This is a genomic window from Candidatus Enterococcus wittei, from assembly GCF_002140175.1.
GTDB classification, from domain to species: Bacteria; Bacillota; Bacilli; order Lactobacillales; family Enterococcaceae; genus Enterococcus_B; species Enterococcus_B wittei.
The window spans coordinates 443,372-462,303 of the sequence record NZ_NGMO01000002.1 but is presented as its reverse complement, the minus strand read 5'-3'; the positions used below and the strand labels follow the sequence as shown (position 1 = coordinate 462,303).

The following is an 18,932-nucleotide window of genomic DNA, read 5'->3' as shown; positions in this document are numbered from 1 at the left end:
CAGCTTATATTTTTTTACTTTTATCTTCTATTCAAAATCATGAGTAAATTTTTCTAGTTCTTCCTCATCATATTTATCGTATTTATTTATTTCATGTAGTAAACGTTTGATTTCATGAATCGCTTTTTTCTCAGCATACCATTTTTTGATTTCATGCTTTTTATCTTTTTCTTCATCTAGCGAATCAAGTTTGTCCAACTCAGTGTCCAATTTTTCAATCGTCTCTACAATCTTTTCTACTACTTTTTCTTCTTTTTTTTCGTAATCCACCATTGTAAACACCTCGTTTTATTTTATTTACACGATTAGTGTACGCCTAATTCAAAAGAAGCGCCAATAAAAAGATAGTAAATCAGAATAAATAACATGTAAAAAATTATTTTAGTAGAGTATAAAAAATAATAAATAAAACAACACTACTCTATAGATCAAATTTTATTTATAATCATTTATTCAATTATTATTTTGAATCTCTTTCTAAATTATCTCGGTGTTCATTGGAATTCCTTCTTAAGTCCAGTTATAAAATAACTTATATTACTAAATCCGGTGCTGTAACAAATCTCTGGATCAGTAAAATTGTTAGTTAATAATAATTTTTTTGCTTGATTCATACAATAACCGATTGAACAGTTATCTGGTTAATCAATCATTTTTCCTCAAAAATCCCCTCATTGGAACATTCACTAATCGTCTGACAATTCTGCAGAAAATCAACTATTACTGACCCGCCCCATAGCCATCGAGCTAAGGGAACGCATAAGGATTTACATCATTCTTCGTTTAGAAGACTTCACTAACTTTGTTGTTTTTTCAGAAAATAGCAGCTCTATAATTTCGAGGACTGATAGAATATTCTATTGAATCTATTTTTTTATAAAAAAAACTCAAAGCTAGAAAATCTTACTAGCCTTGAGGTTTATTATTGACCCTATCAGTCCGATTTGCCAAAGAACCTTAAACGTTACATACCGATGGTGATTCTATGTACGTTCGATGTACGATAATCGTGTTTTGCTAATTCGCCATAGTCGCAGAGAATGTGAGTCGACGGCCAATAGTGTTTATCATTGTGTTGATCAACTGGAATCATAAAACTTCCCTCAAACGTTTCTCCATCAGGTAACATCAGTGCCACTCCCTTTTATTGTTATAAATTTCAGGTTTTATTGAAAACGACTATTCGCTTTTCAGAATAGATTACTCTAAGCTACCCGTGGTTCCAACCAATCCTTACTTGTAGCCAACTCGCTATCGAATAAGAAAAAGTAATCGTTAGGGTGCAAAATCATTTATTGCACGTACCACCTGCTTTAGTTTTAAGATTTCATAAGTTGTTGACATTGATGTTTCGAGGCCCTTAAATTCTATTTATAATTATCTATGAGTTAAACCCACGTTTTCTAAGCTTTTTTTCTCTTTCAATGTGGAATCAATTGAGGATTTCACTATTGCTTTTTTTGTCATTACTTTTAGTGTTTTTTGTGATTCTAATCGACTACCCTTTTGCATTCCTTCTACTGACAGGGATTTTGCTTCAACATAACGGTTAGCCCAACTTTTGATAATTTGTTTTTTTAATTTTTTACGCTGATTTTTCTGCTTGATATAAATTATTTTACGAAGCGGTGTCTTCCAACTGTTCCAATCATGATTTAATTTTGGTAGTTGCTTTTGCTGTTCTTTTCTACATTTATAGAAATTGAAAACAGCATCTAAGTATTCATTTTCTTTGGGGTTACTCCCCTTGAGTGCCTCCAAAAAAAATTTGCGCTCCTCAAAAATAGAATTAGGTTGGTCATTAAATTTAGGAGTGATTTGGGATGTTTGTTTGAATAAGTTTATTCTACAGTTTAATAAAGCCGTTCTAAAGGCTGCTTCGACACCGGTGACCGTACAATTTCCCATCGTTTGGTTACTCATTATAATGGGCAGTTTTGTCACTTTTTTTCATTTGAAAGAGCTACAATATTTTTCAGCAACGAGTAAGGTTCCACTCTATTAAAGTATTTGGTAAAGTCAGATACGCTTTTTGTTTCTTGAAGAAATTCGCTGAAATAACTCATTTGATTTGATGGGATCGTCACATAACTTCCAAAACATTTTTTAAATCCACGATCTTTATCGATCATAGTAACAACACACTTGTTCTCTTTTTTATAAATCAGCAATGATGAAGCATGTTTCGATGCCTTCTTTGTTGAAGTACGGTAGCTAACTGGAATAATGAAAAAATCTGTTGGATCATTGTTTCTTAACTGGTCAATCATCTGTTTGATTGCTTCTGGTTTCTTTGCTTCGCGAAAATCAATCGTCCGTTTCAATGAAAGTATGATGTTTTGTTTGTCTTCAGTTTTTACAAAAAAGCCATTATTATCTGATTCTAGCATTTTGATATACGTATTAAATAATAAACGATAATGCTTTTTACCTTCATTCCCGCGAGTTGTGATCGAATCATTTTCTTTTAAGCTTAGAGTAAGCGCTAACAATTCTTCTCTATGTTCAAATTCACTTAATTCTTTAGCCACCATTTGAGCCAACTCCTCTCTTTTAATACCTTTATATAACAAAAAAAATATTTTCTTATACCACGTTTTTCTGATACAAAAAATTTTAGGAAGGTATTAATTCAAATCTTATCCATAAAAACTGCAGACAAAATCCAGTTTTCGGACTCTATTTACTGGTTGCAGTGACTTTTTATTATGAATACGTATAAAGGGGGTGGGCAACTTCTGCCTATTTCAGTTAAAAAGAAGTGGTTTGAATTCTCGAAGAGGGACAAAAAAGACGAGTATGGATAGCCTTAGCCCATTAATAAAAAAATTTTTTAAGTCACTATCTTTATTTGGTGTAACTTTTTTTGAAAAAACGACAAAGTCAGTGAAGTCTTCTAAACGAAGAATGATATAAATTCTTATGCGTTCCCTTAGCTTGAAGGTTATGTGTCTCGGCCATCTACCTCTGTTGGAACTACGATTTGTTCTAATGTATCATCATTTAAACAATGCAAAACATCTTTAGCTACAGGTGTTTTTTGGCGCTGATATGGGATATATTCAACGAAGGGTTGATTTTGTAAGTCTCCCCCAAAGAGGATTGTTTCTATATGTTCTTTTAACAAATTAATAAAACTGCCGAATGCCCCATTGATTTTCATTAAGTGATCAATCACAATTAATTGCCTATGTTTTTGACTAAAAGTTAAAAACTGTCTGATTTCTTCCAAACCTAGAGATGATTTTTCGGTTAACTCTAGAAGCCCATTGACAATTACAACAGTTTTTTTCTGAGTATTGATCCACTTATATACGTCATTTAGTATTTCTTTCAACTCAAACTCTTGCTGAATAATTTGTGTCCGTGTGATAGAAACAGAGACTTTTTCAGACATTTCTCCCAAGGTTCCAGCAACATCGATTAAAATGATTTCTGCCTTTGTTTGGCACTCAAAGATTTGTCTCATAAAAGATGACATGACTAATTGAAACTGTTTTGCAGATTCTGGAAAAACACCTAACGTTTTCCCTTGGTAAAATGGAAATGTAGCAGGTAATACTGACAACTTATACAAGCCTAAGTAGAATAGATTTTTTTCTTTTTTTCCGACTAAATCCCCGAATGTCTTCCACGTTAGTTCATCTGGCACCATTGGGATTTTTTCTGGTCTTTCCCCATACCACGACCGGTCCAACTCGTGTACTTTTCTTTTTAAATTTTCTAAGATTGCACCATCCTTCTCCCCATGAGCTGGTAGATAGAATTGAATAGCCGTGGGCACACTGAGGTTCACTTGTCCCCGACCATTAATTGCTTGTGGAGATACATACTCTCTACCCATCAAATCTCTTAACTCCGTTTCATCATTTAAGTACAGAGAAATTTTAGTTGTAAAACTACTCATCCAATTTATTCGAATAGAATTTGAACGATTAGCTGATAAGATAAGGTAGCACCCCATACTTGCGCCATCTCTCAATAATTGTAAAAGAACTTCATCCACTTTGTCTTTTCTTTGCGACCCTACAGACAATCCATCATAACCATCCACAATTGTAATATTTATGGGCAATTTTATCTTTGTTTTTATTTCATACTGAGATAAATTCAACACTTCTGCCTGTTTGAACAAATTTTTACGTTCTAACAATAAAGCAACGATTCGATCTATCATTTTTTGTAGCTTCTCATCTTCTAAATTCACAATATCTACTACATGTGGCAAGTCTTTTAAAGGTGATAAACCATTGTTACCAAAATCTAATAAATGAAAGTGAATCTGTTCTGGAGTATTCTTACATGAAAGATTGATCGTCATTGTTTGTATAATAGTGGATTTTCCATAACCAGAGCTTGCAAATATTGCGGTGTGTTTTGCTTTTTCTAGATCAAATTCATAAACTGTTTGAATTTGATCAGAGGGGATATCCAATAAACCAAGTGGGATTTTAAGACAGCGATTTTGTGTCTTAATAGGCGTTGGTGTGATGATTCTTTTTTCAAGTTTTGGTAACCATGGTTTATCAGGAATCGTAAAATCCGATTTCACAAAAGTATCATTGATTTTTTCAATCACTGCTTCTAGCTGTGTCGGCAAGTCACGATCTGTGTTTATGGTCCTGTATTCATCTGGATCATAAAGTAAATCTGCTTGTCCTAAGCCGTTGATACGATAAATTCGTTCATCAATTGTTTCTTCCATTACTTGATTAGGTTCATAAATTATTCCAGTATATCCACTTTGAAAGAGTTCATATACTTCATTTTCTCCTACTTTAAGATAACCTCGTCCAGGATTTTTAATTTGGGCAGCATCTGCTGTTTTGAGTAATTCATTTGAATCCTGTACACTCGCCATTTTCAAAGCAATTTTACTCGTACTATTAGCTTCAATCTGATCATTCACTACTCCAGCAGGTTTCTGAGTGGCTAAGATCAGGTGTACGCCTAATGATCGTCCAATACGTGCGACAGAAGTTAACTCATCTAAAAATTCTGGAACATTTACTTTTAGTTCAGCAAATTCGTCTACAACTAGAAACAGTTGAGGCAAAGCTTTTGTTGGATAAAGGATAGTGGGTTTAGGATTTTTTCTTTGTTTGTATAAGTTCATATATCCATAAATATTATTGACATGATACTTTGCAAACTCTCTTTGCCGTTTGCTTAACTCTGCTTTAATACTTATTAACACTCTGGCTATTTCTGTATTATCTAGATTCGTGATTGCTCCCATGAAATGGGGAAGTCTATCTACAGTATTTGCAATACCGCCGCCTTTCCAGTCAATGATCAACATTCCAATGTCTTCTGGAGAAAAATTAATCGCTAGTCCTATTAAATAATTAGTTAAAAATTCAGATTTCCCTGATCCTGTTGTTCCAGCTACCAGTGCATGCGGACCATGAACTCTTTCATGCAAATCCCAGTAAACAGGATCAGATTTCCCACGCCAACCAATAAGGGAACGAATCGATCTATTGGGCTCTGCATTTATCCACCGCTTTTCTATTTCAAGTTCTTCCATACGATCTACTTCATATTGCTCCAAAAAACTCAAATGTTCGGGAATAATGTTCTTCTCTATCTCTAGGTGATGTAAATTTGCGAGGCGTCGAATGGCTTGTTCCATTGGGTAAGTAGTAGGCAAAGGATTAGAAATAAATCGTTGATTCACGTACTCTTTGTTTTGATTGATCAGTACTGCGGCTTCCTTGCTGTGATAATCCACAAGTACAGTTGTTGTTTCTGGCAAACTATTCACTGAATTCTTTCCCCAAATGACTGTCACACCATAAGAACTTATATCTTCTGCTAAAAATTCATTTAGTCCATGTCCTAATAGCCAACTTTCATCTAAAATAGATAAAATGTAATGTGGTCTAAATTGAGGTCTTCCATTCACCGCTTCACGTACTTGTTGACGCCTCTTAACAATTATTTGATAAAAAGAGTTTAAAACCATTTCTTTTGTCTGCTGATTGTGAACGATTCCTCGTAAATTTAAATTTTGGTTCTTTATATGTGGTAGCCACCGCCATGAATGCCAGTATTTCTCATAATCTTCCTCAGATAACAATAATATAAATTCTACATCATGATAGGAATGGAGGACTGCCAGTTGGAAAAGTAACGTTTGGATAGCCGTTCGCAAACTAGCGGTTGTTCCAGAAAAACCTAATATCTGGTCTTTTAACGAGACAACAATTGGAGCTTGTTCTAAAGATCCATACGGACGAATCAGTTGTTCTTTTACTTGTTGACTTAATTCATTTTCTTCTAATAACTGGTAGTGTGTGGTAAAGCTTGAAGGAACACTTCCTTTTCCTAAAGAGACATTTAAAAAATCTTCATGGGTCATCATACGTTCATAAATTCTCGAATGATATTCTTTCGTCATTAACGAAAGTTCATCTATTGATGGATTCATATATTCCAAGGCCTTTTTCTGTTCTTGTTGCAAGGTATTCAGAATCGATTTTTCTTGGATCAGGTATTGTTCATACTGATTGATTCGTTGCTCATTTTTATGTTTTGCTTCTTTTTTATTGGTAAAGTAACTAGCAACTGTACATCCAGCAGTTAATAAACTTACGCTTCCCATACTGATCATCACCATAGGATTCCCACCGCTAATAAAGCTTGTAGCACCACTTAAAACAACCATTGCCACTGATGGAATGATCATTTTCAACCACTCATTCTCCCTTTCCTTCTTTTCTAATTTTGGTTCAACAATATCGATCTTTTGTTTAGGTTCCTTTAAATGGATTCGAGGACTTCTTCGAAATGTCGGAAAATCTACTGGATATTCCGTTAGATATGCTTCTTCTACGATTTCCCAAGGATTTAAGAAAAACTGATTCTCTAAACTCGTCAACTTCAATTGTTGTTCTCGGACTTCAATTATTACACCAGCTACAACTAATTGATCTCCTGAATGAAAAGGAAACGTTCCTTTATCCACCATACATCGATTATAGTAAATAGCATCCTTGCTCGAATAAATCATTAGCCTATATTGACCACTTATCTTATCTACAGCAACAGAAATAATTGCATCTGTTTCTAGGGAAATAGCTGAAGTATGTGAAGATGAAATCAGAAAATCTTTTTTCGGTTTACTTGTTGCAATAGTTCGTATCTTCTCATGTGGAATGATCCTAAATTTTGAATGACTTTTCTTCATTTCCTGATGATAATTGACCTCTCCATCCGCATAAGTAAAAACTTGCTTTTTAATTTCCACTCTTGATTGTTTATCTGTGAGTTGTTTATGAATGAATTTTTCCCCGAAATAAAAAATATCATAGTAAACAACAGTTGAAGAATGAATTCTGTCATCTATCGAAAGGATAGAATCAAGTGACTTCCTCCTCATCATTTTCACCTTCTAGAATTTCCATATAATGATTAATTTCCTTTTCATATTTAGTAAGTAACTTTTGCTTTTTTTCACCTTTCATTGTGCTGTTTGTTTTCGTTGTATCATATAATTTGGTATAGGCATGTAAAATATATTGATTGTCGTCAAAGGTTTGAGCAATATCTAAGGCCTTGGCAAAATGCCCTCTTCCTATATAGATCCAGTAAAGCAATAGATAATCTTCTGATTTTTGTGATAAATGATTTAAAATAGCTGATCTTTGTTCATCGGTCAAATGATCCAAGTGTACCGCACTTACAGCCACGATATACTTTGTTTCTTTAGACAGCTTTTCAACTTGATTTGCTTTTAATGTTCCAAGAACTCCCGCATAATTATTTGCAATAAACTGTGATTTTGCAGTACTTATCCGTTCTTGTTCAGGCAATTTTTTCAATAAATAGATACTGGTCGTAGTCCCTAAACCAATAGTCAAAATAGCCAAAACTATCATTCCCCATTTGAATAATTGATATTTCTTTCTTTTGACAACACAACTTTCTTTCTCATACTTTACTTTTTGTCGTATAATCTGTTCGCCAATAAGTTGATGAATCTCACTGATTGTTGTTGCTTCTTGTATTTTTTTAGAAAAAGGTTCTTTTAGTGCACCACTACCTTCAATCAATGATTCATAGTTGTATTTTGGGTATAAAATGGAGAGAACAAGTCCTCGATACTGTTTGAAATATGAGTATCTGTCTGCTGCATAAGGAACGATTGCTTTTATAAATCCTCGATGTGCCACCACTACCTCTTCTCCGTATACAAATAAGTTTTCAGGGTGAACGAATGGATGGACTGGACTATCTACAAAGTCCACTAAAAAATACAGTCTTTGTGCAACCAGTAGTCGTTGAAGTCTATCTTTCTTTTCTAAAAACTGAGTCAAGCATTGTGTGTAAGTTTTTTTCTTGTAATGGATAATCAATTCTTCTCCTGTTACTGAGATTATTTCACCATCTAAAAAACCACATTTTGGTTCTAAAATCTGCTGGAACTGTTCTAATTGATCTAGGCAGTATTGACCGGCCTGTAGCCTTACTGATACATACTTAAAAGCTTCTTCCAACTGAATTTTTTCTGAACGATCTATTAGTTTAGCCATACTGGGTCACTTTCTTTATTTGTAATTTCTTTTATCAATACTTGATCTCCGTCTCCTAAGGAATAATCACTTAATAAATGATCTTCCTCTATGTGAATGGGCTTATTTAATACGACTAGTTCAAAATCAGAGAGTAATTCAACTGATAATAACGTAAAAGTTTCAACTAGTAATTCTTTGAATCTAATAATCGAAATCTGATTAGGGGCCTTTAAATCAAACACTTGATCTGATATATGTAATTCTAGACTTACAAACATCGTATTTTTCATAATTGGCTCCTTCTCTTAGTGATTTTTCTGAAGGCACTGATAAGAAAACCGGTTTTAAAAAATACCTAGCAAAATAATCTCCTAAAAAAGACTGATACATCGTAATGATTTGTTCGATATTTTTTCTCAAGCCTGGATCTGTGATACATGGTTCGTTCTTTAGACCTTCTTGTATGAAAAACTCAGCACTTAGACTCATATTACTTAACTATTGTTTTTATATAAATGGTGTAAAACGTACTGAAAACACCGTTTAAAATATTTCCTTTGTTTTTCAACTACATTCTCCTCTAAAAAAAATATTTCACGATTGCTTTTCCTTTACATTTTGATGCATCAAATCTAAAAACCAAATGAACGTGCATCTTGGCGGTCACGTTCTGCTACTGTATCAGCGTATTTATTCAATTGTTGATGAATGCTTTCTAGTAATTGTTCCATCTGCTTGACGTTTCCTTCTAATTGATTGTATTGTGCGAGGTATGCTTGGAACGCTTGACCCTTCCATTCTTGGGCAATGTGTTGGTTCATTGCATGCACTTTTCGGAGCGCCTCTTGAATTTGAAAAGATGCTTGTGAATACACTCTTGCTTGTGTTTTAAGCTGTTCTGGAGTGATTTTAATTACGCCTGCCATGTCCATCCTCCTCTGTCTTTCACTGCTCAAAATAAAATACGCTAAATTTTCTTTGTTTTTTTAATAGCTTATCAGAAATTTTTATTGACGTCGGACAAAAGTATTATTTATTCTTGTTTCATACTCTAAATACGTATACACGGCGAAATCAGAAGCAACCCCTTCACTATATCAATACGTATCGTCACTTACTTTTATTTAAAAAATGAACCATCACTGAACTTATTCTTCTTCGATAATTGAAGATCAACAACGAATAAATAATAAGGCTTTTGGTCAAAAAAGTAGTTGAAGCGAAATATTAGATGGATGAATAGAAATTAAGGAAACAGCTTCTTCCTATTCTTCTAAATTGATGGCGCTAGAATCCATTCAAATCAAAAAGAGTCAATAAAAAACAAGCGTGGAACAAAAGTAGGATTTACTCTTGTTTCACGCTCTAAATACGTATACACGGCGGAATCAGAAGCAACTCTTTCATAATAAGCTGAAATTCACAAAAATTTGAAAAGCAATTTTCATGATTCACTTCTCATTTCTCGGAGTTGATCACTTCTATCCCAGCCTCGTTGTGTTAGTTGCTTTCTTATTCAATTTTAACCAATGGATGAATGGATTAAAAAGTCATTGACTCTCAGAGTGGGGGAAATGATTGCTTTCTTGAAGCTTCATCACTTTTTAGTCTATTTTATCCATTCTATTCATCTCGTTTTAACGCCTCATCTTAACGGAATATTTCAATATTTCTATCCACTTTAACAGTTATACGACCATTCTTGATGACATATACCCGTTCTGGAAGATCGATCAGTGCATTATTTTTTGACTTTGTATCTAACAAAACTAAATCGGCTTTTTTACCGACAGCCAAACCATAATCTGCTAATTTTAAGGCTTTCGCAGTGTTCGTTGTGATCATCGGTAAAACCGTTGGTAAGTCAGCTGCCCCTCCTAGATGCGCAACTGGGATTGCGAGCATCGCGATCTGAATCAAATCCCCATTGCCATAAGGAGTAAAAGCATTGCGGATATTGTTGCTTCCTAAGCAGATATTTACTCCGCCATCTCTTAATTTACGAATGGGTGTTACTGCCCGTCGTACATTGTAGGAGTCATTTCTAGCACCTAAATGAAGATCAGTCGCTGGTAATGGCATAACGTTGATCTGTGCTTCCGCCATTAACTCTATGACACCAGCTAACCTTTCAGGATGCATGGCATGCAATGCCGTCAGATGCCCTACAGATACTCGGCCTTGATACCCTTCTTTGACAGTCTTCTCACACAAATAAACAATCGAAGTCTCATCTGCTTCATCTGAGAAGTCTTGATGCAGATCAATGTCTTTATCAAACTGTTTGGCAATAGAAAAGACTAAATCAATATGTTCATCAGCAGGTACATCGTTATAAGGAATACCCCCTACGACATCTGCGCCTTTTTCCATGGCTTCGATCATCATTTTATCTGTACCAGGTGCTTTAAAAATACCTTCTTGAGGAAAGGCAACGACTTGCATATCAATCAAATCTTTATATTCTTCTTTTAATCTCATGATCGTATCAAAACCAGTAAATCCTTGTGCCGGATCAAATTCAGCATGCGTCCGAACAGCTGTGGTTCCATGGACAATCAACATCTCTAGTGCCTGTTTTGCCCGTTGATATACGTCTTCTTCTGTGAAGGTCGGTTTTAATTTTGCCGTCACCGCAATTGCTTCTTGTAATGTGCCAGAGTTGTTGGGTTCACGATCAGCAATCAAGGCTTTATCTAAATGAATATGACTTTCTACCAGGCCAGGGATCAGCACTCGACCATTTGCTTCAATTGTTTCATTTGCAGTTGTTTGAATCGATGGAGCGATCTCTACAATTTTACCGTCAGTGATGCCAACATCTTTTAGTTCTTCCCCATCTTCGATTCTCGCTTGTTTAATCAATAAATCCATTTCATTTCCTCCTTCTTACTTAACCAAAAATCAAGCCAATGATTAACAAAATAACTGAGGCAAGGCTAAGCCATTTCACATTACCTTTGACCACATCCAAGATGGGTATCTGGAATCCTGAAGACAATGCTTGCATCGTGATATTGACAAAGCTCATCTGACTGCCTAAACCAACGCCCATTGTGACAAATCCTAAAGCAATCGGTGGAAATCCAAGAGAGACTGCGACTGGCAACACCAGTGTCAACACAGAACCAACGTAGGCTCCGGCCGGAACTCCAATCAATACTCCTGTCAAGATAGCGACTGGCACTACAACAAATCCTGGTGCATTCTGAGCCACGCCAGCAATTACTGCAAATGTACCTGTTTGTGCAATAATATTAATAAATGCCAAAAAAATCCCCACTTGAAACAAGCGAGTCAGAATATAGGTAGAACCATCGACCATGGCTTCCACCGATTGATTCATTGAGAAATGGGTACATAAGTAGATGAGGGCTAATGTAATCACCATATAAACAAGAGGAGTAAAGAAGACAAAGCCAATCAAGTTATTGACTAATGGCCCAAATATTACAGCGAAAAGTAAGAAAATGGCTGGTAAAGTGATTTTGAATAACTCAGCATTACTTTTTGTTTCATATTCGTCTTCAACTGATGCCTTAAATCCAATGTGACGGCGCTTGGTCCCCCAAAAAGCCAAAACAATGGCTAACAAAACAAACAGTAACCAGAAAGGCCGCATTTCAGCAACATAAGAAGAAACACTAAAATCACCAAGCTTGGATACGATACTTGATTCTAAAGAAGCCGGAGAAGTGGTAAATGAAACAGCTGCCGCTAATGACATGGCCGCAATCAATTCCGGTACCACCCCTACCGCAGCAAAGGCCAGCGGTGCGATCACCATTGCGCTACCACCACCGATACCCGACATATAGGTCGCAGCAGCAAGTAAAATTACAATAAATGCAGAAACATATTCTACCTTGCCTTTTGTCCCTCGTTTAGCTAATGTCAGTGCAGCGGTATAACTGCCCGCTTTAAAAACAGCCATTGCTACAGCAGAATTGATGATGGGTACTGTGATACTCAACATAGTCGGAACAGCTTCCAAAAGTTGCGTATTTGCTTCGGCTAAACTGATTCCTCCAATGATCATGGCTAAGACACCTGCGACCAATCCCGCAATAATCATGTCTACTTTTCTAAATAAAAGAACTAAGACTAAAATCAAAGGAACAAGAACTAGAATTGCTTTAAAACCTGTTGGTGCGATAATTTGGTCAATTGTTTCTTCTGCATGTACAGCGAATCCATAAAATATCCCCACGAACAAAGCAGTAAACAAAAAGACCCATTTTTTTAATGTTTTCATTTTTTCACGTCCTTTTTTGGATGAAAGTAAATCATTCACACGATAAAAGTGAGTGATTCAGCGTTCTAGGTGAATTACTTTGTATAAATACAGACAAAACTTCGCTGTCGATAAGAATAAATGCTACATTAAAAACTCGTTCATATGACCAAATTTATTGAAAGACTATCTTTAGTCACTATCTACTATTAGCTGATTCTTATTTCTTGCAACACTCCCTTTCAAAAACCATCCTGCACGCCAATAACGAGTTCTTTCAGGTGATAGTCATCTTATTGTTGTCAATTACCTCTCATTTTGGCTTTCTATTTGTGTAGGATCATTCTTCCAGATTCCTTTTCTATTCATCTTCCTATTTCCTATTTTACGTGATTATGTATACGTTTTCTTTGGACGTTATTCTAAAAAAAAATGCCTTTTTTTAGCCAATTGTCTAAATTTCTTGATGATTCCTAAATCAAAAGAACTAATGGCTACCCTTTGCATTTAAACAAAGTGCTGCAGTGGATCATTTGGTTCGGCGATAAAGAATGGTTTGTTCCACCGACAAATTCTCAATTGTTCGAAGGTTCGTTAGTTGCATCGATAACTTAGAGATTTTTTCAAAAAGTTACGACTAATTATCAGTCCGATAAATGATATCCGATCAATAATAGAAATCAGTTTCTGACAAAAAAAAAAACGATGAAAATGCAGACCACACACTTCATGGATGTGGCCTAGAACTCCCACATAGCAGGAGACATTTATCTATCGCTTGAATCGTCCTATTTTTTGATTTACGGCATTATTCATTTTTCCAAAGAGAAATCTACGGGTTCATTCGAATAGAGTCTCTTAACCGATTTTTACATGGCTTGTTTATCATCATATTCAATAGTGAATCTTATCTGCTCGTGTCACACCAAGTCAGCCATAGCACCTCTCAAAAAAATCGAGGCTGGGACAGAAGCGTTTAACTCCGAGAAATAAGAAGGAATTCACGAAAATTGCTTTTCAAATTTTTGTGAATTTCGGCTTATTTTCGAAGGAGTTGCTTCTGCTCCCGCCCTTTATATGTATTTAAAGCGTGGAACAAAAGTAAATAACGCTTTTGCCCCACGCCCATCACATCTAGATATGCCATGCACTAAGTTGATTTTAGCAGTATTTCAAGAACCAAACAGCAAAATCATCCTGCACGAATTTAAAAAAACAGCCCATTATTTGCCAATCACCAATCTTCTCGTATATACTGCTTGCCCAGAATGCATCACCGCATCATCAATGATAGAAACAATTCTAGCCTGTCGTGTCACAGCTGGCGTCCAGTTCTCATCAATCACTTCTGACAAGCTAGTTTCATCAATCGATTGAAGGTAGTCAATTGCCAATGCCATACTGGCAGAAAGATAATCCAGTAATAATTCCTTCTGATTTACGATCACTTTGGCAGCCTCTTCTGGCGTATGGCGCCAATCTTCTGTATCATCAGGTAATTCCAGAGCAAACTGTTCGCTAAAGTGAGCTTGTAGCCAAAGCGGTTGACGATCAGCTAGTGCTGAGATCTGCAAATCGATTTCTCGAGCAGTATGCCACATCAACCAAGTCACCGATTTAATCAAAGGTTCCGGCATCGTGTTTGCCTCTTCCACAGTCATTTGAGCCAATGTTTCTTCAAGTCGTTCTTGAGCACGTTGCAATGTCTCAATCGTCAATTGTGTTTCCTTCATGATACTCCTCCTCTAGGTTCAGTCAAAAATTTCTTATCTCTACTCTACTATAGAAAAGTAGAGAATCCAATTATTCAAACTGCTCAGTAAAGGGGCAATACAAAAGAGATTCTTCTTCACCATACATTTCTTTAACCAAATTGAATGAAGACTCTGTTATTAGCTATCCTATGTAGTGCAAAATATATGATTCAATCGGAAACTTTTGTTTTTGTCATCCCCTTTTCTTTTATGTTCCATAAATACCTCAGTTCTCGTCTCATGTGAAATAATAAAAAGGGATTTACCATGAAAAAAATTCCTGAAATAATAAATTTCCATTCAAATACGTATTTTTCTGAGTAAGGACAATTGGTTGGATAAAGTCAGCTTGCCATTTTCTTTTTCTGAAAAATAAAAATACCATATTTGTGAAAAATATTACTGTCGGTACTGTTTCCCTAAAATCACTTGCTGATGCTTTTCATCAAGTAAATAATCATAGCAACTAAAATCGATCCGTATACAAAAACTCCCCTCGTCAATTTGCCGATAATTGCCAAACTGCTCAAGAATTATTTTTTTGTATGGTTTCTCATACCCTCTTTTTTGTAATTATGTAAAATCCGTTGATATTCTGCCAAGAAATTCTCCGTATAACAACTCCTTGCTTGTTCAGGGGCTTCTTGCCCCCAAGCTTGTTGGTTATCAAAAAAGATATTTTCGATTTCTGCTAGTAATCTTTTCTTTCGTTGTTCCGAGCAACCTAGACAGTAGTTCATCGGTCACATTTTTTCTTCTTTTTCTCTTTAAATAAAGAAAAGCTACAATCACACCCAAAGATACTCCCATGAATACGTAGCCTTCTGGTGTAGAAGGACCAGAAGTATCATTTCTTCGTGAACTTCGAAAATACTTGGAAGTATGTCCTACTGAACCACCTCCAGAGATACCTCCATTCGTTGTACCTCCGCTATATCCACCCGCTTCAGTAAAAACTTGTGCAAAATTAAAAAATGAAAATAACATAATTAATAAAATCCCTACAGGAAAATATTTTTCATGGACAACCTTCTTTCTACATTTTATATAAAAATAAATGGTGTTTAATAGGCATTCTTAGAATCATAAATGGAAGTAGTCCTATATTTATACTTTTCAATAGAATATTTTTCTAATTATTTACCTTATACGTAAATAGATTAGTATTTTTTTACAACTGTATTAGATATAATCGCAATTGTTTTTACTTATTTCATAAAAAGTGCTCTCTTTACTATCTTCATGACGTTCATCATTAGTAGAAATAAGATAAAAACGGGTTTATTTAAATACTTTCAATTACACACTTTCTTAAAAAAGACTTCGTTTTTTCCTCGATTCTCCCTTCGATTGTTTTTATCCTAAGTAAGGGAATTTTCGCTTTATCAAGAATTGAATTTTTCAGAAGATCCCTTTCTTTTTGTTTTTCTATTTCATGATATCCACCATCAATTTCTATTACTCCTATAGGTTTCTTTCCAACTTTATAATAAATGACAAAATCACAACTCGCTTTTTGCTTCATAAATTCTAACTCTCTATCTGTAAACAAGTGTTTTCTGAGCGAAACTAATTGAATGAGCCCAATTTGCATATGATACTTTAGTGAATCAAATTCATTTGTTCTCAATATATCTCTTAATACTAAGGAAAAAACCCCTGCTGATTTTGCTTGTGGATCACTTACATTTAAACGCTCGCGTAGTTTTTCAAGTGACTGGTCATATTCATCATATAATAAATCAAAAGCTGAAACGACTGGACTTTCATGAATATTTTTATTTGAAGCATAATATCTTATATCTGTCTCTTATACACATCTAGATGTGTATAAGAGACAAATCGAACTCTCTCTTTAAGTGAGATGCGTCTTTTTTCTAAAGAATTTATGTACACTAATAAATCAGAGATTTTACTTAAACTCATTCGATAATTTTTTATATCAATGAAATTCATTAACGGATTTTCCTTGTGCCATTTATTTAAATATTCTTTCTCGATTCGTAATTCACTAATTTCTGACTTCAATTTTGCTACTTTATTCTGAATGACTAATCGATCTTTTAATTTCTCTAATATCAGATCAATTTCATTTACATCTATTTTAGTTAAGCTATCTTCCTCTTGTGGCTTACTAGGCAGATTCTTAAAAAAATTTATTCTATTATCTTTACTTCCTAATTTTGCGATTAAATAATCCAAATCATATTTAGCCATTTTTTCATAGACGTTTTCAACAGCAAAATTATTATTAGAAACAATAGCTACAGATTTTTTAGTAATTAATATATTAGCAATGATATTTAAAATTGTTTGGGTTTTCCCTGTTCCTGGAGGGCCTTCAATGATACTGATTTGTGAAGAAAACGCATTTTCTACAGCTCTCATTTGGCTTTCATTCAACCCAAAAGGAAATATGTAATGTTTCAAGCCCTCTCTACTCTTATTTTCCCCGTAACAATATGCATGCAATGCTGTCTCTTTGCAGGGAGTGATTTGGTCCATTTGTCGCTTAAGACTTTCCAACATAGGTCTGTCTTTAGCCTTCCCCAACTCTATACGTGCTTCGATGACGTCATTAAAGTAAGAAAATATTCGCTCTTTTTTTAAATCAGATTGAACAAATAATTTTACTTTTGCTGATTCTGCTACTATCTTTTTTGAATCAGTAAGAGAGCTACAAGCTATATACTTATTTCCGTATTCCGTAACTTTTTCTACCATTTCGTAGATCCCGTTTTCTCGTAACAAAAGATTTGCTTTGAGTTCTTTTTTAGGAGTTATCTGGCATAAGTGAAGTGGTTTCTCAAAAGTTTTACCTGAATGAAATCTCACCTTCACGCTGATTTCATCTCTTTTTAAGACTAACTCCCAGTCAATTATTTGATTTGTTTTATCCTGTCCATCCATATAAATTGAAAACAAGTCAATCTCTCCTTTTCTCAATAATATTGGCTATATCTAATATATCTAAAGTAATATGTTTCTCAGTTACTTATTGGTGTACCTATTCTGAAAGAATTTCTTATCTGTAAACTGACCTAAATCCTTCATGATTTGGTGTGAATATCCAAAAAAACATCCTAAGAATAGCTTGAATAACCAATTAGATATATTTATTACAAATGACCTAAAGGATGAAATAAAACAAGTCTTTTAGCTTTTAGTAATCTTTTTTTCTTAAAAAAAGCGTTAGTACAATGATCTGCACTAACGCTTTTCTTAATGACTAAACACACACATCACTTTACAGTAATTTACTACTCGTTTACTCTGTCTCTTATACACATCTAGATGTGTATAAGAGACAGATCTTATATACCTGATCAATGCAGCCAAACTTTTATTATTACTTGTAAAAACTTCATCTCCAGTAATTAAGGTAAATTTTTTTATTGCTCGTGATACTGCTACATTAACCAAATTAGAGGAATCGACAAAATCTATTATGTTTTGACTATCTCTTTTTTTATCAAGAACTGTTGAAAATATAATTTCTTTACATTCTCTTCCTTGAAATTTATGAATAGTAGCCTTTAAAAAGTCTTCAGATAAATATTGATTGGCTAGTTGTATTTGATTATTAAATGGTGCAATAAATCCTACGTCTTTATTATCTAGTGGACCAACTTCAAGAAAAGATTCAATCTCTCTCAGATTACTTCTATTTCGTGTATGATTCCCTTTTGAAGTAATAATCAACTCAAGCGCTGGTTCACCTTTATCAGAAGTCATGGGAATCAATTGGTTGTCATAAAACTGTTGATTACAAAACTGAATGATTTTAGGATGGCATCGATAATGTTCTTTTAAAAGGGTAATTGGTACCTTATGACTAAATAGTTGAACAAATGAATCAAGCAAACTATTTTTGTTACAATCAAAATAAACAGACGGAGATTCCACTTTTGTATTCATCGGAATATGAGAGAGTTGCTTTCGATCTCCCACGATGACGATATTCCTTGCGCACCCTAATCCTAATATTCCTGGAATGATATCTTGCTGTGAAGCCTCATCAATAATAACGTAATCTAGGATCGCACCAGGAGCTATAGAATTTATAATCGAATGAGTACTGCTACCAATCACAAGAAATCTTTCAATAAATTTTTTGAACTCTTTTTTATAGCTAGCAAATGTAAAAGTATGAGTAGGATTGTTGCTTCTTTGTAATTCTTGTTTAAGAAAGGACAATGATTTCTTTATTAATTCCTCTTGTAATTGCTGATGGTTACTATTTTCTAAAAACTGATTATATTTTTTCAATTCTTGTTCTTTTAAAACTATCCGCCTTTCATAATAATAAGTCTGTAGAGAATAATAAAAATTCAGTCGATTACTATAATCATTTAAAAAACCTACTTTAAACATTTTGAACTCTATTAAAAATCGAACTCTCTCTTTAAGTGAGATGCGTCTTTT

15 protein-coding genes are annotated in these 18,932 nt (G+C 34.4%); all 15 read right to left on the bottom strand.

The window, feature by feature from the left end:
• Nucleotides 1-27: 27 nt before the first annotated feature.
• Nucleotides 28-273: a hypothetical protein gene (locus tag A5844_RS06465; RefSeq protein ID WP_086284385.1), complete on the bottom strand. Its 246-nt coding sequence runs from the start codon at nt 271-273 to the stop codon at nt 28-30.
• Nucleotides 274-964: 691 nt separating this feature from the next.
• On the bottom strand, nt 965-1,129 hold the full coding sequence (locus A5844_RS14420; RefSeq protein WP_218776169.1) for a hypothetical protein: 165 nt from the start codon (nt 1,127-1,129) through the stop codon (nt 965-967).
• Between the two features lie 248 nt (nt 1,130-1,377).
• The gene (locus A5844_RS06460) at nt 1,378-1,908 is read right to left on the bottom strand and encodes a hypothetical protein (RefSeq protein ID WP_086284384.1); all 531 of its coding nucleotides are present in this window, start codon (nt 1,906-1,908) and stop codon (nt 1,378-1,380) included.
• A gap of 32 nt (nt 1,909-1,940) precedes the next feature.
• Nucleotides 1,941-2,534 (bottom strand): hypothetical protein, encoded by a 594-nt coding sequence (locus A5844_RS06455; protein WP_086284383.1) that lies wholly within the window; start codon nt 2,532-2,534, stop codon nt 1,941-1,943.
• Nucleotides 2,535-2,944: 410 nt separating this feature from the next.
• On the bottom strand, nt 2,945-7,384 hold the full coding sequence (gene essC / locus A5844_RS06450; RefSeq protein ID WP_086284382.1) for a type VII secretion protein EssC: 4,440 nt from the start codon (nt 7,382-7,384) through the stop codon (nt 2,945-2,947).
• Nucleotides 7,365-8,537, bottom strand: coding sequence for a type VII secretion protein EssB (essB, locus tag A5844_RS06445; RefSeq protein ID WP_086284381.1), 1,173 nt, complete (start codon nt 8,535-8,537; stop codon nt 7,365-7,367). The genes essC and essB overlap by 20 nt, the downstream gene beginning before the upstream one ends.
• Nucleotides 8,525-8,809, bottom strand: coding sequence for a type VII secretion protein, YukD family (locus A5844_RS06440; protein ID WP_086284380.1), 285 nt, complete (start codon nt 8,807-8,809; stop codon nt 8,525-8,527). Before A5844_RS06440 ends, essB begins: the two co-directional genes overlap by 13 nt.
• A 342-nt stretch (nt 8,810-9,151) precedes the next feature.
• Nucleotides 9,152-9,445: a WXG100 family type VII secretion target gene (locus A5844_RS06435; RefSeq protein WP_086284379.1), complete on the bottom strand. Its 294-nt coding sequence runs from the start codon at nt 9,443-9,445 to the stop codon at nt 9,152-9,154.
• Between the two features lie 724 nt (nt 9,446-10,169).
• Nucleotides 10,170-11,393 carry an amidohydrolase family protein gene (locus A5844_RS06430; RefSeq protein ID WP_086284378.1) on the bottom strand — a complete coding sequence of 408 codons (1,224 nt, stop codon included), beginning with the start codon at nt 11,391-11,393 and terminating at the stop codon, nt 10,170-10,172.
• Between the two features lie 19 nt (nt 11,394-11,412).
• Entirely contained in the window at nt 11,413-12,774 is a 1,362-nt protein-coding gene (locus A5844_RS06425) for a citrate transporter (protein WP_143353706.1), read from the bottom strand.
• Nucleotides 12,775-13,976: 1,202 nt separating this feature from the next.
• Nucleotides 13,977-14,486 carry a DinB family protein gene (locus A5844_RS06420; RefSeq protein WP_086284377.1) on the bottom strand — a complete coding sequence of 170 codons (510 nt, stop codon included), beginning with the start codon at nt 14,484-14,486 and terminating at the stop codon, nt 13,977-13,979.
• 687 nt (nt 14,487-15,173) lie between these two features.
• Nucleotides 15,174-15,494, bottom strand: a complete 321-nt coding sequence (locus tag A5844_RS14630; RefSeq protein ID WP_136382455.1) for a hypothetical protein — start codon at nt 15,492-15,494, stop codon at nt 15,174-15,176.
• 298 nt (nt 15,495-15,792) lie between these two features.
• The gene (locus A5844_RS14625; protein WP_256924532.1) at nt 15,793-16,032 is read right to left on the bottom strand and encodes a DUF2726 domain-containing protein; all 240 of its coding nucleotides are present in this window, start codon (nt 16,030-16,032) and stop codon (nt 15,793-15,795) included.
• A gap of 272 nt (nt 16,033-16,304) precedes the next feature.
• The gene (locus tag A5844_RS06410; protein WP_256924531.1) at nt 16,305-17,432 is read right to left on the bottom strand and encodes an AAA domain-containing protein; all 1,128 of its coding nucleotides are present in this window, start codon (nt 17,430-17,432) and stop codon (nt 16,305-16,307) included.
• 297 nt (nt 17,433-17,729) lie between these two features.
• Nucleotides 17,730-18,932 (bottom strand): DEAD/DEAH box helicase (locus A5844_RS06405; protein WP_256924530.1); only part of this gene is annotated, 1,203 nt, incomplete at its 5' end.